We start from the raw sequence: 13,136 nt of genomic DNA, 5'->3' as shown, positions 1-13,136 counted from the left end.
CAACTTCTCTTTTCTCCCCTAACACTATAATTCCTGTGTATACACCGGCTCGTTTACGACATTTTTTGATGTTCGCTTTTGTTGCTGCAGTAAGAAAACAGATACACCAAACAATACGAGCATGCTACCGATAATTTGCATTGCATTTAATTTTTCTCCAAGTAAGAAGAACGCAAGTATAGATGCTCCAACAGGTTCTCCTAAAATACTCATTGAAATTGTCGTTGCATTTACATAATTTAATAGCCAGTTATTAATTACATGTGACACTGTCGGCACAACCGCAAGTAAAAGAAAAACGGTCCAATCCCACTTCGTATAACCTGTAAAGGGTACTTGCAATATGACATTATAAATCCCCATAAAAAGACCTGCGAATGCAAAGACTGTAAAGCTATAAATCCAGTGTGATACTTTCTTTACTGTCGTTTGCCCGATAAATAAATAACCGACAACTGCTATTACACTTAGAAAGGATAATATGTCTCCATAAATTGCTTGCTTACTTAAACCTAAATCTCCCCAACCAATGCACATTACGCCTAGAATAGCGATTCCCATCGTTGCAATGGCTGAATATGTTGTTCTTTCTTTGAACAGAAAAAAACCTCCAACTAAAGATACGATCGGTTGAAGTGCCAAAATAATTGTTGAACTAGCAACTGTTGTATGCTTTAAAGATTCAAACCATAAAAGAAAATGAAGTGCTAAAAAGAAACCAGATCCAATTAAAAAGCCCCAATCTTTCATTTGAATCCTATTAAATTCCTCTCTTTTTTTCCATACGATAGGCAGCATAATAAGTACGATAATCCATAAGCGGTACATACTTAATATTGAAGATGGTGCTGAGGACATCTTTACAAAAACTGCTGCAAAGGAAATAGCAATTATAGAAATAGCCAATGGTAGTGCGATTGATTTTTCTTGTTTCAAATCCTGTCTCCCCTCTCACCTGTCAAAAATCCCACTTCATTATATCCGTTTTCTTTCGTAACTTAAATACTAATTTTTTAGATTCTTCGTACCATTATGGTAAAATAGAAATTAAGGCACCAATTAGTGAATATTTATTTCCTTTTTCACTACAAGCGTCGCTCTTACAATCGTTACAGTAAATTTTTATTTAGGGGGATCTACATGAGTCAAACAATAGGGAGAATTGAAGAAATTTCATTTTATAGCGCATCACTTCAAGAAGACGTTACGCTTCTCGTTTATTTGCCAGTAAATTACACACCACTGCACAAACATACAGTTGTAATTGCACAAGATGGTAGAGATTATTTTCAGCTTGGTAAAGCGCACCGTGTAATTGAGCGCCTTCGTGAAACTGAAGAAATTGACCGTACAATTATTGTCGGTATTCCATATAAAAATGTACAGGATCGTAAAGAAAAATATTTCCCAAATGAAGTAAAAAATGCTGCATATATTCGTTTCCTTGCTCATGAACTTGCACCATATATTGATGAAAATTATCCAACGTACCAAATGGGAAAAGGTCGTGTTTTAATTGGTGATTCTCTTGGCGGAACAGTTTCCTTTATGACTGCACTTATGTATCCGCATACATTCGGTAAAATCGTTATGCAATCACCATTTGTGGATGAGACAGTGATGAACTTAGCAAAAGACTTCAAAGATCCACAAGCATTAGAACTGTATCACGTCATTGGTACAGAAGAAACGGCTGTAAAGCGTACTGATGGACAAGTATCTGATTTCGTAGAACCAAACCGTGAGTTAAATACACTTCTCACAGATAGAAATTTCATTACGCATTACGAGGAGTTTGAAGGTAATCATACTTGGAAATATTGGCAAACTGATTTACCGAAAGCCTTCTCTCATATTCTATCAATGAAATAATAGAGAGCAGTATTCAGAATAATTTGATATAATAGATAAAGAGATTTATTTATCTCAAAATCTAACTAGACTTACAAAGGGAGGAATTGGAACATGAAATTAGGCATTGTAATTTTTCCATCTAAAATGATTCAAGATAAAGCGAACGGATTGCGTAAGCGTTATGACCCGCACTACGCATTAGTTCCGCCACATATTACATTGAAAACACCCTTTGAGACGCAAGATGAACAATTAGAATCGATTGTAAACGAGCTACATACAATCGCAGGTAAAACGAATCCTTTCACCCTTCATGTTGGGAAAGTTGGTTCATTCGCACCTGTTAATAACGTCCTTTATTTTAAAGTAGAAAAAACACCTGAACTTACTTTCTTAAATGAAGAAATGCATGGCGGGTTATTCACACAAGAACGCGAATATGCTTTCGTACCTCACTTAACAATCGGACAAGGCTTATCAGATGCAGAGCATGCTGATGTGTTGGGCCGATTACGTATGAAAGATTTCTATTATGAACAACCAATTGATCGTTTCCATCTTCTATATCAATTAGAAAATGGAACATGGACTGTACACGAAACATTCCACCTTGGAAAGGGGAACAACTAATTTGCACGCACAGATTGTACAAACGGACGAACAACTAAGAGATGCATTCTCTGTACGTAAACAAGTGTTTGTAAATGAACAACGTGTCTCTGCTGAAGAAGAGTACGATGAGTTTGAAGAAACTTCAACACACGTTGTTATATATGACAATGATGTTCCAGTTGGTGCTGGACGTTTTCGCACCCTTGATGGTATAGGGAAAATGGAACGCATTTGCGTGCTAGGTTCCCATCGTAAAAAAGGTATCGGAAAAATTGTTATGGATGCGCTTGAAGCGTATGCAAAAGAAAATTCGCTACCAAAATTGAAACTTCATGCTCAAACACATGCTGAAGATTTCTATAAAAAACTTGGCTATGTAACGAGTTCTGATGTATTTATGGAAGCAAATATCCCGCACGTCGTAATGATAAAAGAATTGTAATTTGAAAGCAGGAGGTGACCCCTCCTGTTTTTTACATTGCTATTTTCTTTTTCTTCCGCTAAAGTTAAATGTTGATGCTATAGTTTTGAAGGTGAACATATGACACAAGAAAAATTTTCACAAAAATCGTTAACACACGCCGATATTCCGCGTGCGACATATCATATTCCGAAAACATCTACCCATTTAATTATGGAAGAAGATGTAGATGCGGCTTATTTCCGCGCTCTCGAACAACAAAATGTTTTTTTAAATGAAAAACAATTAGAAGCCGTGCGCACAACAGAAGGTCCTGTTCTCACACTAGCTGGTGCTGGAAGCGGGAAAACATCTGTTTTAACAACTCGCGTTGGTTATTTAGTAAATGTAAAACAAGTTCATCCACGAAATATTTTATTACTTACATTTACACAAAAAGCAGCTGAAGAAATCCGAAGTCGTGTTGCGAAGTTACCAGGTATGAATCATGCAGCAAGTAGCTATGTGGTTGCTGGTACATTCCACTCTGTTTTCTTAAAATTGCTTCGTAGTCAAGGGTATAATCAGCAAATTTTAGCAAATGAAAAACATAAACAAATTATGATAAAGAAAATCTTAAAAGAATTGCGTTTAAAAGACGATTATGATGCGGAAACGATACTCGCGATGATTTCACTTGAGAAAAACAAATTAAATCGTCCGAAAGATGTAAAAGCGAAAACACCAGTGGAACAAGAATTTAAAGAAGTATATGAACGTTTTGAAGAAGTAAAACAACGATACAATTATATTGATTTCGATGACATCTTATTGGAAACATATTATATGTTAGAAAATAATGCTCCTTTACTAACTCAATTACAACAACGTTTTCACTACATTGAAGTAGATGAGTTTCAAGATACATCGTATGCACAATATGAAATTGTAAAATTGTTAGCCACACCAAGAAATAATTTGTTCATCGCAGGTGATGATGATCAAGCTATCTATGGCTGGCGAGGGGCAAGTCACCAAATTATTTTATCTTTTCCAAAAGAATTTGATAACACAACAATTATTGCACTAAATACGAATTATCGATCCAATCCCTTTATCGTCGGGCTTGGAAATGAAGTTATAAAATTAAATCAAGAACGTTTTGATAAAGAGCTATACTCCGTTCGTGAGGAAGGTGTACAACCTTTTTATGCAAGACCTGCTACGACTCTTGATGAAGCAAATCAAATTTTACAGCTCATTCAAGAAAAAGTGGATAGCGGTGAACGAAACTATAAAGATTTTTGTTTACTGTATCGCACACATTCTGTAAGCCGTTCGTTACTTGATCAGCTTACCATTCATAAAATCCCGTTTATTAAACACGGGGCGAGCCAATCATTTTATGAACATTCTTTAATTAAGCCTGTATTAGATCATTTAAGACTCGTGATTGAGCCGTTTCGACTAGAATCACTTTCAAACATATTGCCGACGATGTATATCGGACGTGATGATTGTATTTCATTTATTGAGCGTGAACAATGGAAATATGGTGAAGGCCGTTTTCCTTCTCTTCTTCATTTCTTATTATTAAATCCGAGCTTAAAACCTTTTCAAGTGAAAAAGGTAAATGAGCGTATTGATTTTATTAAATTTATTAAAGAATTAGAACCGAAAAAAGCACTAAAAGAAATCATTCATGGTAAAGGAAAATATTTAGAGTACTTACAAAGTAACGATCGTTCTTCCTTTACGATGCATAAAGACATACAAGAAGAAATGTTGGAAGAATTAATGGAGTCTGCAACTCGTTTCACCGATATTCCAGCTTATTTACAATTTATTGACGAAGCGATTCAAGGTCAAAAAGAAATGGAAGCATTAAAAACAATGCCGCAAAAAGATGCCGTTTCACTTATGTCAATTCATAACGCAAAAGGCCTTGAATTTCCGTGTGTCTTTTTACTTGGAGCGAGTGATGGGATCCTGCCGCATACTTCTTCTTTAAAAGATGCAAATGATCGTGTTACGGAAACTTCTGAAGCGTTAGAAGAAGAACGCCGATTACTTTATGTCGCCATTACACGTGCGAAAGAAGAACTTTACATTTCTTCTCCGCAATTTTTCAGAGGAAAGAAATTAGATATATCTCGTTTTTTATATACTGTGCGAAAAGATTTACCTGAAAAGACATCCACTAAATAAGGATGTCTTTTTTTATAATGCGTTATGTACATCCCTTCTATATAAATTCCTTGTTTTTATCATAAGAATTAACGTAATATCAACCATATCCCACTCATATTGTAATAGTGTATGTCAGAACTCACGAGAAGGAGTGAACATAATGAGCTGCAATTGTAATGAAGATCATCAACATGAGTGTGATTTCAACTGTGTATCGAATGTTGTTCGTTTTATACATGAACTACAAGAATGTGCAACGACAACATGTGGATCTGGTTGCGAAGTTCCATTTTTAGGTGCACATAACAATGCATCAGTAGCTAATACACGTCCTTTTATTTTATACACAAAAACTGGAGAACCTTTTGAAGCATTCGCACCATCTTCAAGCCTTACTAGTTGCCGATCTCCTATTTTCCGCGTAGAAAGTATAGATGATGATGACTGTGCTGTATTGCGTGTATTAACTGTAGTTTTAGGTGATGGTACCGCTGTACCACCTGGTGACGACCCAATCTGTACGTTTTTAGCTGTACCAAATGCAAGACTAATATCAACCTCCACTTGCATTACTGTTGATTTAAGTTGCTTCTGCGCTATTCAATGCTTACGCGATGTTTCTATTTAAAACTAAATAATGAGTTAAGCATGGATTGGGTGGCAGAATTATCTGCCACCCAATCCATGCTTAAAGAGTATTCTTATGTAAATTTCTTAAAATTGGGAACTTGTCTAGAACATAGAACCTGTCCTTTTCATTAACTGAAAGTAGAAACAGATAAAGGAGTGAAAAACATGTTCTCTTCTGATTGCGAATTTACTAAAATCGATTGTGAGGCGAAGCCAGCTAGTACACTACCTGCCTTTGGTTTTGCTTTCAATGCTTCTGCACCTCAGTTTGCTTCACTATTTACACCACTATTATTACCTAGCGTAAGTCCAAATCCAAATATTACTGTTCCTGTAATCAACGATACAGTAAGTGTCGGAGATGGCATTCGAATTCTACGAGCTGGTATTTATCAAATCAGTTATACATTAACAATTAGTCTTGATAACTCACCTGTTGCACCAGAAGCTGGTCGTTTCTTCTTATCATTAAATACGCCAGCTAACATTATTCCTGGATCAGGTACAGCAGTTCGTTCTAACGTTATTGGTACTGGTGAAGTAGATGTATCCAGTGGTGTTATTCTTATTAACTTAAATCCTGGTGACTTAATTCAAATTGTGCCAGTTCAGTTAATTGGAACTGTAGACATCCGCGCAGCAGCATTAACAGTTGCACAAATTAGTTAGTAAAAAGCGGTATTTCTAATACAGAAATACCGCTTTTTATATATAATAAAAAACACTCACAGTAGCATGAGTGTTTCATTCTTCATATTGTTTTATTGCGTTTTTCTTTTCCCACAATTGCATCCCTTTTTCTTCACAAATCCTTGTTGTTGTAATTGTTCTTGATATGCCTGTTGTTGTGCTTGGTGTTGTTGCTGTATATGATACCACTGCTGCAGGTCATATGAATTTTGCCTTGGATTATTGCTCACAGCAAACATCTCCTCTACTGTCAATTCTGTCTATTTACTATATGAACAACTCTTTATTTCCGTTCCCTCATTCTTTTAAACTCCGCTTTTTCTCGTATTATGAAAATATATTATTCTCCCATAAAATATCCTGTAATTGTTTCAATGATTGCTGCTGCTCCTGCAATGGCTAATAATGCAAGTAACGGCTCCGCAACGATAGGAATCCAATTATATAAAACTAATAAAAAAGCACTAACCCATACACCTGTACACCAATAACAGCTTAATAATTCGCCAATCCACTTTCTTAATCCATTACCTTTTACTTTTGTAAACGTTGATACACTTCCATCCGGCTCCGTAATCTCTAATTCATCAATAAATGGTCTTCGCAAAAAGGCTGTTATTTTATCATATACAATTAAACGAGTGAGCCTAAAAGCAGCTAACGCAAAAATAAAAAATAAAAGCCAGCTTGTAAACAGCATAATTCCACCTTCCCTTATCCTCTTTCGCCTATTTAAAAAAAAAGGTCTTGAGATTGTGACCAAATCTCCTCGACTCCAATATCTTATTAATGTAAATACAAACAAGAAGATAAGGAGTGACATTAATGAGTTGTAACGAAAATAAACACCATGGCTCTTCTCATTGTGTAGTTGACGTTGTAAAATTCATCAATGAATTACAAGATTGTTCTACAACAACATGTGGATCTGGTTGTGAAATCCCATTCTTAGGTGCACATAATACTGCATCAGTAGCAAATACACGCCCTTTTATTTTATACACAAAAACTGGAGAACCTTTTGAAGCATTTGCACCATCAGCAAGCCTTACTAGCTGCCGATCTCCAATTTTCCGTGTGGAAAGCGTAGATGATGATAGCTGTGCTGTGCTACGTGTATTAACTGTAGTATTAGGTGACGGTACTCCGGTACCACCTGGTGACGATCCAATTTGTACGTTTTTAGCTGTACCAAATGCAAGATTAATATCGACAACTACTTGCCTTACTGTTGATTTAAGCTGTTTCTGTGCGATTCAATGCTTACGCGACGTTTCTATCGTAAAGTAAACTAAAAAACTATTGGGGTGGTAGAAGCATTCTACCACCTTTACATATTTAAAAGCCGGCCATACTAATCGATTGGATATCATCTATAGACAACCTAATATCTCTCATACTATTTTGCGGCATAATAGATACAATGCCATTACGATACGATATGATCGATCCAACATAAGAAACTGTAGCTGTTTTTATTCTGCACCTTACTTTCGGAATGTAATGAGGGCGGTTTAATAAAAAATGAATTTTTTCATCATTATTCATATCCTTAAATGATTTATTATACGGGACAGTTCTTACTGGTTCTTGCTGTTCTGGCTGTTCTTGCTCTGTCTGTTCTTCTTTTTCCTCTTCTTCTATTTTTTCTTCCACTTGCTGCTCTTCTTGTTGTTCTTGCTCTATTACCTCTTCCACAGCACTGCTTACAATATTTTCTTGTCTATTACTTTGCTCTTTTTGATCTTCATTTTCAAAGTTTGTCAGGATAATCCTTTTTATTTTCGGTGCAGCAAGTTCTAAACTCACTTGCGCAATATATAACAACGGTTTTCCAACTGTTGAACTTTTATTTTTATTCTTCACACTCGTCCCTCCCACTTCCATACGTAGCTGAATAAATCGTGTACTATTATAGTTATATTCATCACGTGGTAAGAACTTTCGTTAAAAATCGTTCTTTCTCAGAACAAATAAAAAGGACAATCTCAGCATTTAGAGATTGTCCTTTAAAAATTAATATTATATTTATCCTAGGATATGATACCCTGAATCAACGTGAATGTTTTCTCCTGTTACACCGCGTGCTAAATCACTGAATAGGAATACTGCTGTATCGCCAACTTCTTCTGGAGTTGTTGTACGACGAAGTGGTGCGCGCTCCTCAATTTCTCTTAAGATTGAGTTGAAATCGCCTACACCTTTTGCAGATAACGTACGAATTGGTCCTGCAGAAATAGCGTTGACGCGAATACCATGTTGACCTAAATCGTTCGCTAAATATTTCACGCTCGCTTCTAATGAAGCTTTCGCAACACCCATAACGTTATAATTTTTCACAACGCGCTCGCCGCCAAGGTATGTTAACGTTAAAATATTTCCGCCTTCTGTCATTACTTTCTTCGCTTCTCTTGCTACAGCTGTTAAAGAGAATGCACTAATATTTTGTGCAAGTAAAAATCCATCGCGAGAAGTATCTACAAATTCACCTTTTAAGTCATCGCGATTTGCAAAAGCAATACAATGTGCTACACCGTGAATAGTACCTACTTCTTGTTTAATTGTTTCAAAGCAAGCTGTAAGTTCCTCATCATTCGTTACATCACAAGGTAATACAAGTGATTCTTGTCCTTCTAATGTGTCCGCTAATTCACGAACATTTCTTTCTAAACGTTCTCCTGCATATGTGAATATTAATTTTGCACCTGCATTATGCAAAGAGCGAGCAATTCCCCATGCAATACTTCTTTGGTTCGCAACGCCCATAACGACAAATGTTTTCCCTTGTAATAGTTCCATGATATATCCTCCCAGAAATACTTATACTTGTTATTAGTACCTGATACTATAATTATAGTACCATAAAACCGCTTAAAGGCAAACAAAAAAGTCATTAACAGAAATTTGTTAATGACTTTTGGTTTCTATAAAAAACCGCTCTAATCCTTCTTCCCAAGAAGGCATTTGTGAAAAACCATTTAATCGTAGCATGTTGTGTTGAAAAATAGAATATTTGGGCCTCGCAGCTGCAGCCCCGAATTCTTCCGTTGAAACAGGTAATACATTCACTTTCATATTTGCATACGAAAATATCTTTTGTGCAAATTCAAACCAAGAGCATGAGCCTCTGTTTGATACGTGGTATGTACCGTATAAAGAAGTATGAATGAGCTTATTAATAACCATATTTAAATCCGCCACATACGTAGGCGAGCCAACTTGATCCGCTACAACAGATATTTCATCTCTTTCTTTTCCTAATCGCATCATCGTTTTCACGAAATTATTTCCATATTTACCATATAGCCACGATGTGCGAACGATAAAATATTTATTATGTAACTCTTTGACGAACTGCTCCCCCGCATACTTAGAGGCTCCATATATATTTATCGGCGCTGGACTATGAAATTCGTCGTATCCATCTGGTCTAGCGCCTTGAAATACATAATCAGTACTAATATAAACTAGCTTCGCCCCTACTAATTGTGAAGCAACCGCTACATTTCTAGCTCCGATTGCATTTATTCTATATGCAAGATCCTGTTCTTTCTCCGCATGATCTACTTTCGTATAGGCAGCACAATGAATAATTATATGTGGTTTTATTTCTTGTACTACTTGTTGTATTCGGGATATATTTGTCACATCTAATAACTTTTTATCAAATGGATATATATCATATTCTTCAGAGTTTAACTCTTCAAATAGTTGCTTTCCTAATTGACCGTTTGCTCCTGTTATGATAACCCTCTCTTTCATGTAACATGCCCCTTACTGGTCTTTTAGTGGTTTCCACCATTCCTTATTCTTTTCATACCATTTCACCGTCTCTTGTAATCCTTGTTCAAACGTATATTTCGGTTCCCAATCAAATTCATTCTTCATTTTCTCTGCATCAATCGCATAACGACGATCGTGTCCTAAACGATCTGTTACATATTCAATGTCTTTTTTTGTTTTTCCTAAAAGAGTAATAATTTGTTCCACAACTTCTACATTTGTTTTTTCATTATTTCCACCTATATTATATACTTCTCCTACACGTCCCTTATGCAAAACAACGTCAATCGCACTGCAATGATCTGTTACATGTAACCAATCTCTTACATTTAAACCATCACCATACAACGGTAGTTTTTTTCCTTCCAGTGCATTCGTAACCATTAACGGAATTAATTTTTCGGGATACTGGTACGGCCCATAATTGTTAGAACAACGCGTTACTATAACCGGTAATTGATATGTTTTATAGTAAGATAAAGCTATCATGTCCGCGCTCGCCTTACTTGAAGAATATGGACTATTTGGAGCTAACGGCGTTGTCTCTGTAAACTTCCCTGTTTTCCCTAAAGAGCCATACACTTCATCCGTTGATACTTGCACAAGTTTTATATGCGAATATTTTTTAACTAGTTCTAATAAAATGACCGTCCCAATTACATTTGTATCATAAAAAGGAATCGGATTTTCAATACTACGGTCCACATGTGATTCAGCTGCAAAATTTACAATCACTTGTACGTCTCGCTCTTTTATAACGTATTCTAACAGCTCTCCATTTTGAATTTCTCCTTTTACAAAAGAGTAATTCGGGTGATTCTGAAGAGATTTTACGTTATTTAAATTCCCGCTATATGTTAATGCATCGTAATTAATAATTTTATATGATTCATAACTTTGTAGCATGTAATGAACGAAATTACTTCCAATAAATCCAGCCCCACCTGTTACTAATATATTCATAAACAACTCTCCTACTTAAAAACTATCTTCATATTCCTCTAGTAATGGCAATATCTGATCCTTATCGGACAATATAGGATCTGTTACTGGCCAAGGAATTGCTAAATCTTTATCTTCCCAAAGTAATCCAGAGTCATGCTCTGCGCTATAATATTCATCTACTTTATACATAACGATAGTATGCGGGACAAGCGTGCAAAATCCATGCGCAAATCCTTTTGGCACTAGTAACTGCCGATGGTTATCTGCACTTAAAATATATCCTTTCCATTGTTTAAATGTTGGTGATTTTTTTCGTAAATCAACGATAACATCATAAATTGCCCCTTGCATAACTTGAATGAGTTTCGTTTGTGCTTTCGGTTTTTTTTGAAAGTGTAGTCCCCGAATCGTTCCTGCCTTAGCCGAATAAGATACGTTATCCTGTACAAATGAATACGTTATCCCTAATGTTTCTAGCACCTGCTTATTATAGCTCTCTGAAAAAAAGCCACGCTCGTCTCCAAACAACCTCGGTTCTAACAATTTTGCATCGGTAAAATTTGTTTCTACAACTTTCATATTCTCACCTATTCTCCGTTAAACTGTTTCCCAAAATTAATACCCCGTGCTAACGTATTCGCCTTTTGAAGCGAAGCATGAGTTCCCGCATCAGTCCACCAGCCGCTCATTTCATTATAAGTAAGTACCCCTCGTTTTAAATACCAATTATTTATATCTGTAATTTCAAGTTCTCCCCGTGCAGAAGGTTTTAATTCTTTAATATAAGAAAAGACTTTCGAATCATACAAATAAATTCCCGTAACCGCATAAGAACTTTTCGGCTCTTTCGGCTTTTCTTCAATTTCAACTATTTTTCGGTTTTGAATATGTGCTACGCCAAATCTTTCGGGATCTTCTACAGATTGCAATAGCACTTTCGCACCTTCTTTTTGATTTGCAAACTCTTCAACATACGGAAGAATATCATCTGAAAAAATATTATCCCCTAATATAACTACCATACGATCATTCCCGACGAAATCTTCACAAAGCCCTAACGCCTGTGCGATCCCGCCCGCTTTATCTTGCACACGATACGTAAAGGACACTCCAAATTCATGACCACTCCCTAAAAAGCTAACGACATCCCCCATATGCTCTTTACCTGTAATAATCATAATATCTGTAATATCGCATTGTTTTAGCTTATATACCGCATGATAAATCATCGGATACCGACCAACAGGAAGTAAATGTTTATTCGTTACTTTCGTTATTGGATATAATCTCGATCCAGTACCACCTGCTAAAATAATTCCTTTCACTTTGCATCTCTCCTTTATGATGGAGATAATATATCTTTGTAATGTTCTACAAACACTTTCCGGTACTTCTCATATGTATCCGCATCAAACTCATCCCCGTTGTAATGAATACACCATAAATTTGCTTGATTTGGGATACCGATTAAATAACCAGCCCTTTGAAACTCTAAAGACTGTGACACATCATAAAAGTGAAACCCTTGAAACAAATCTTCTCGCCACGGAATATCATACTGCGTTGCCATGAATAAACCATCAATTGCCTGAACTGACAAAAATGGTTGATTACCATAAAAAACCTGATCTAAATTTAATAATTGATAATTCTGTCTTCTATACTCAATCACTTTCCCTACTAAATTTTTTCCTTCCCACCATATCCCGTTATTCGGTAAAAACTGAGCCCCAGCGACTCCTATTAAACCAAGCTTTTCATTTTCTTTAAAAAGAGATATAAGTGTAGAAAACATGTCTCGATTAATAAGATATGTATCTTGATGTATATACACTTTGTATTTCGCTGGATATGAAAGAGCTCGGTTGTATGCACTCGCCATACTTTGTGCATCTCGTATCGGAAAAATTTGCACGACATAACCAGGGGGAACAAAAATGTTTCTTATTTGGCTCTCACATTGTTTGAAAAGCTCCTCATTATTTACACAAACAACGACTAATATTGTATGATCTTTCATTTTTGTCCCCCC

General features: G+C 36.0%; 16 protein-coding genes and 1 pseudogene. 7 read left to right on the top strand and 10 right to left on the bottom strand.

All coding sequences use genetic code 11. The annotated features are described in order from the left end of the window. Window positions 1-24: 24 nt before the first annotated feature. On the bottom strand, window positions 25-936 hold the full coding sequence (locus tag MRP26_RS10790; protein ID WP_016082441.1) for a DMT family transporter: 912 nt from the start codon (window positions 934-936) through the stop codon (window positions 25-27). Between the two features lie 204 nt (window positions 937-1,140). On the opposite strand from MRP26_RS10790, the gene MRP26_RS10785 reads away from it, so the two are divergent. From MRP26_RS10785 to exsF, 6 genes are all read left to right on the top strand, one after another. Then, window positions 1,141-1,872, top strand: a complete 732-nt coding sequence (locus tag MRP26_RS10785; protein WP_064532925.1) for an alpha/beta hydrolase — start codon at window positions 1,141-1,143, stop codon at window positions 1,870-1,872. Between the two features lie 93 nt (window positions 1,873-1,965). Then, window positions 1,966-2,484: a YjcG family protein gene (locus tag MRP26_RS10780; RefSeq protein ID WP_000765871.1), complete on the top strand. Its 519-nt coding sequence runs from the start codon at window positions 1,966-1,968 to the stop codon at window positions 2,482-2,484. A 1-nt stretch (window position 2,485) separates the two neighbouring features. Beyond that, window positions 2,486-2,908 carry a GNAT family N-acetyltransferase gene (locus MRP26_RS10775; protein WP_000543305.1) on the top strand — a complete coding sequence of 141 codons (423 nt, stop codon included), beginning with the start codon at window positions 2,486-2,488 and terminating at the stop codon, window positions 2,906-2,908. Between the two features lie 99 nt (window positions 2,909-3,007). Continuing rightward, window positions 3,008-5,074 (top strand): ATP-dependent helicase, encoded by a 2,067-nt coding sequence (locus MRP26_RS10770; protein WP_000191194.1) that lies wholly within the window; start codon window positions 3,008-3,010, stop codon window positions 5,072-5,074. A gap of 142 nt (window positions 5,075-5,216) precedes the next feature. Continuing rightward, complete coding sequence (cotY, locus tag MRP26_RS10765; RefSeq protein ID WP_001277719.1) at window positions 5,217-5,684, top strand: spore coat protein CotY; 468 nt, start codon at window positions 5,217-5,219, stop codon at window positions 5,682-5,684. Window positions 5,685-5,851: 167 nt separating this feature from the next. Continuing rightward, window positions 5,852-6,355, top strand: coding sequence for an exosporium protein ExsF (exsF, locus tag MRP26_RS10760; RefSeq protein WP_000492939.1), 504 nt, complete (start codon window positions 5,852-5,854; stop codon window positions 6,353-6,355). 75 nt (window positions 6,356-6,430) lie between these two features. On the opposite strand, the pseudogene MRP26_RS10755 reads toward exsF, so the two are convergent. Both MRP26_RS10755 and MRP26_RS10750 read right to left on the bottom strand, forming a co-directional pair. After that, window positions 6,431-6,615 (bottom strand): annotated as a pseudogene (locus MRP26_RS10755) (cytochrome C oxidase subunit III). 101 nt (window positions 6,616-6,716) lie between these two features. Further along, complete coding sequence (locus MRP26_RS10750) at window positions 6,717-7,076, bottom strand: DUF1360 domain-containing protein (RefSeq protein ID WP_000899664.1); 360 nt, start codon at window positions 7,074-7,076, stop codon at window positions 6,717-6,719. Between the two features lie 125 nt (window positions 7,077-7,201). Between MRP26_RS10750 and exsY the strand changes: the two genes are divergently transcribed. Further along, window positions 7,202-7,666 carry an exosporium assembly protein ExsY gene (gene exsY, locus MRP26_RS10745; RefSeq protein WP_001277739.1) on the top strand — a complete coding sequence of 155 codons (465 nt, stop codon included), beginning with the start codon at window positions 7,202-7,204 and terminating at the stop codon, window positions 7,664-7,666. Window positions 7,667-7,714: 48 nt separating this feature from the next. On the opposite strand, the gene MRP26_RS10740 is transcribed toward exsY, so the two are convergent. From MRP26_RS10740 to MRP26_RS10710, 7 genes are all read right to left on the bottom strand, one after another. Continuing rightward, window positions 7,715-8,263, bottom strand: a complete 549-nt coding sequence (locus tag MRP26_RS10740) for a spore coat CotO family protein (protein WP_081366311.1) — start codon at window positions 8,261-8,263, stop codon at window positions 7,715-7,717. Between the two features lie 141 nt (window positions 8,264-8,404). Further along, a complete protein-coding gene (fabI, locus tag MRP26_RS10735; protein ID WP_000421885.1) occupies window positions 8,405-9,175 on the bottom strand; it encodes an enoyl-ACP reductase FabI in 771 nt (256 codons plus the stop codon). 108 nt (window positions 9,176-9,283) lie between these two features. Further along, on the bottom strand, window positions 9,284-10,138 hold the full coding sequence (gene rfbD / locus MRP26_RS10730; RefSeq protein WP_000664659.1) for a dTDP-4-dehydrorhamnose reductase: 855 nt from the start codon (window positions 10,136-10,138) through the stop codon (window positions 9,284-9,286). 12 nt (window positions 10,139-10,150) lie between these two features. Then, window positions 10,151-11,122 carry a dTDP-glucose 4,6-dehydratase gene (gene rfbB / locus MRP26_RS10725; protein WP_078401510.1) on the bottom strand — a complete coding sequence of 324 codons (972 nt, stop codon included), beginning with the start codon at window positions 11,120-11,122 and terminating at the stop codon, window positions 10,151-10,153. 15 nt (window positions 11,123-11,137) lie between these two features. Beyond that, window positions 11,138-11,683, bottom strand: coding sequence for a dTDP-4-dehydrorhamnose 3,5-epimerase (gene rfbC, locus MRP26_RS10720; protein ID WP_000869415.1), 546 nt, complete (start codon window positions 11,681-11,683; stop codon window positions 11,138-11,140). Window positions 11,684-11,691: 8 nt separating this feature from the next. Next, a complete protein-coding gene (locus MRP26_RS10715; RefSeq protein ID WP_053565006.1) occupies window positions 11,692-12,429 on the bottom strand; it encodes a sugar phosphate nucleotidyltransferase in 738 nt (245 codons plus the stop codon). Between the two features lie 14 nt (window positions 12,430-12,443). Next, window positions 12,444-13,124 carry a glycosyltransferase family protein gene (locus MRP26_RS10710; protein ID WP_000651524.1) on the bottom strand — a complete coding sequence of 227 codons (681 nt, stop codon included), beginning with the start codon at window positions 13,122-13,124 and terminating at the stop codon, window positions 12,444-12,446. Window positions 13,125-13,136 lie beyond the last annotated feature (12 nt).

It is taken from the genome of Bacillus sp. CCB-MMP212, assembly GCF_022748145.1.
Taxonomy (GTDB): domain Bacteria; phylum Bacillota; class Bacilli; order Bacillales; family Bacillaceae_G; genus Bacillus_A; species Bacillus_A cereus.
This window is presented reverse-complemented; position numbering and strand designations above follow the sequence as displayed.

Bases quoted from the DNA above. Each gene is read 5' to 3' on its own strand.
- MRP26_RS10785 (WP_064532925.1), top strand. From the start codon at position 1,141: ATGAGTCAAACAATAGGGAGAATTGAAGAAATTTCATTTTATAGCGCA.
- MRP26_RS10780 (WP_000765871.1), top strand. From the start codon at position 1,966: ATGAAATTAGGCATTGTAATTTTTCCATCTAAAATGATTCAAGATAAA.
- MRP26_RS10770 (WP_000191194.1), top strand. From the start codon at position 3,008: ATGACACAAGAAAAATTTTCACAAAAATCGTTAACACACGCCGATATT.
- cotY (WP_001277719.1), top strand. From the start codon at position 5,217: ATGAGCTGCAATTGTAATGAAGATCATCAACATGAGTGTGATTTCAAC.
- exsF (WP_000492939.1), top strand. From the start codon at position 5,852: ATGTTCTCTTCTGATTGCGAATTTACTAAAATCGATTGTGAGGCGAAG.
- MRP26_RS10750 (WP_000899664.1), bottom strand. From the start codon at position 7,076: ATGCTGTTTACAAGCTGGCTTTTATTTTTTATTTTTGCGTTAGCTGCT.
- exsY (WP_001277739.1), top strand. From the start codon at position 7,202: ATGAGTTGTAACGAAAATAAACACCATGGCTCTTCTCATTGTGTAGTT.
- MRP26_RS10740 (WP_081366311.1), bottom strand. From the start codon at position 8,263: ATGGAAGTGGGAGGGACGAGTGTGAAGAATAAAAATAAAAGTTCAACA.
- fabI (WP_000421885.1), bottom strand. From the start codon at position 9,175: ATGGAACTATTACAAGGGAAAACATTTGTCGTTATGGGCGTTGCGAAC.
- rfbD (WP_000664659.1), bottom strand. From the start codon at position 10,138: ATGAAAGAGAGGGTTATCATAACAGGAGCAAACGGTCAATTAGGAAAG.
- rfbB (WP_078401510.1), bottom strand. From the start codon at position 11,122: ATGAATATATTAGTAACAGGTGGGGCTGGATTTATTGGAAGTAATTTC.
- rfbC (WP_000869415.1), bottom strand. From the start codon at position 11,683: ATGAAAGTTGTAGAAACAAATTTTACCGATGCAAAATTGTTAGAACCG.
- MRP26_RS10710 (WP_000651524.1), bottom strand. From the start codon at position 13,124: ATGAAAGATCATACAATATTAGTCGTTGTTTGTGTAAATAATGAGGAG.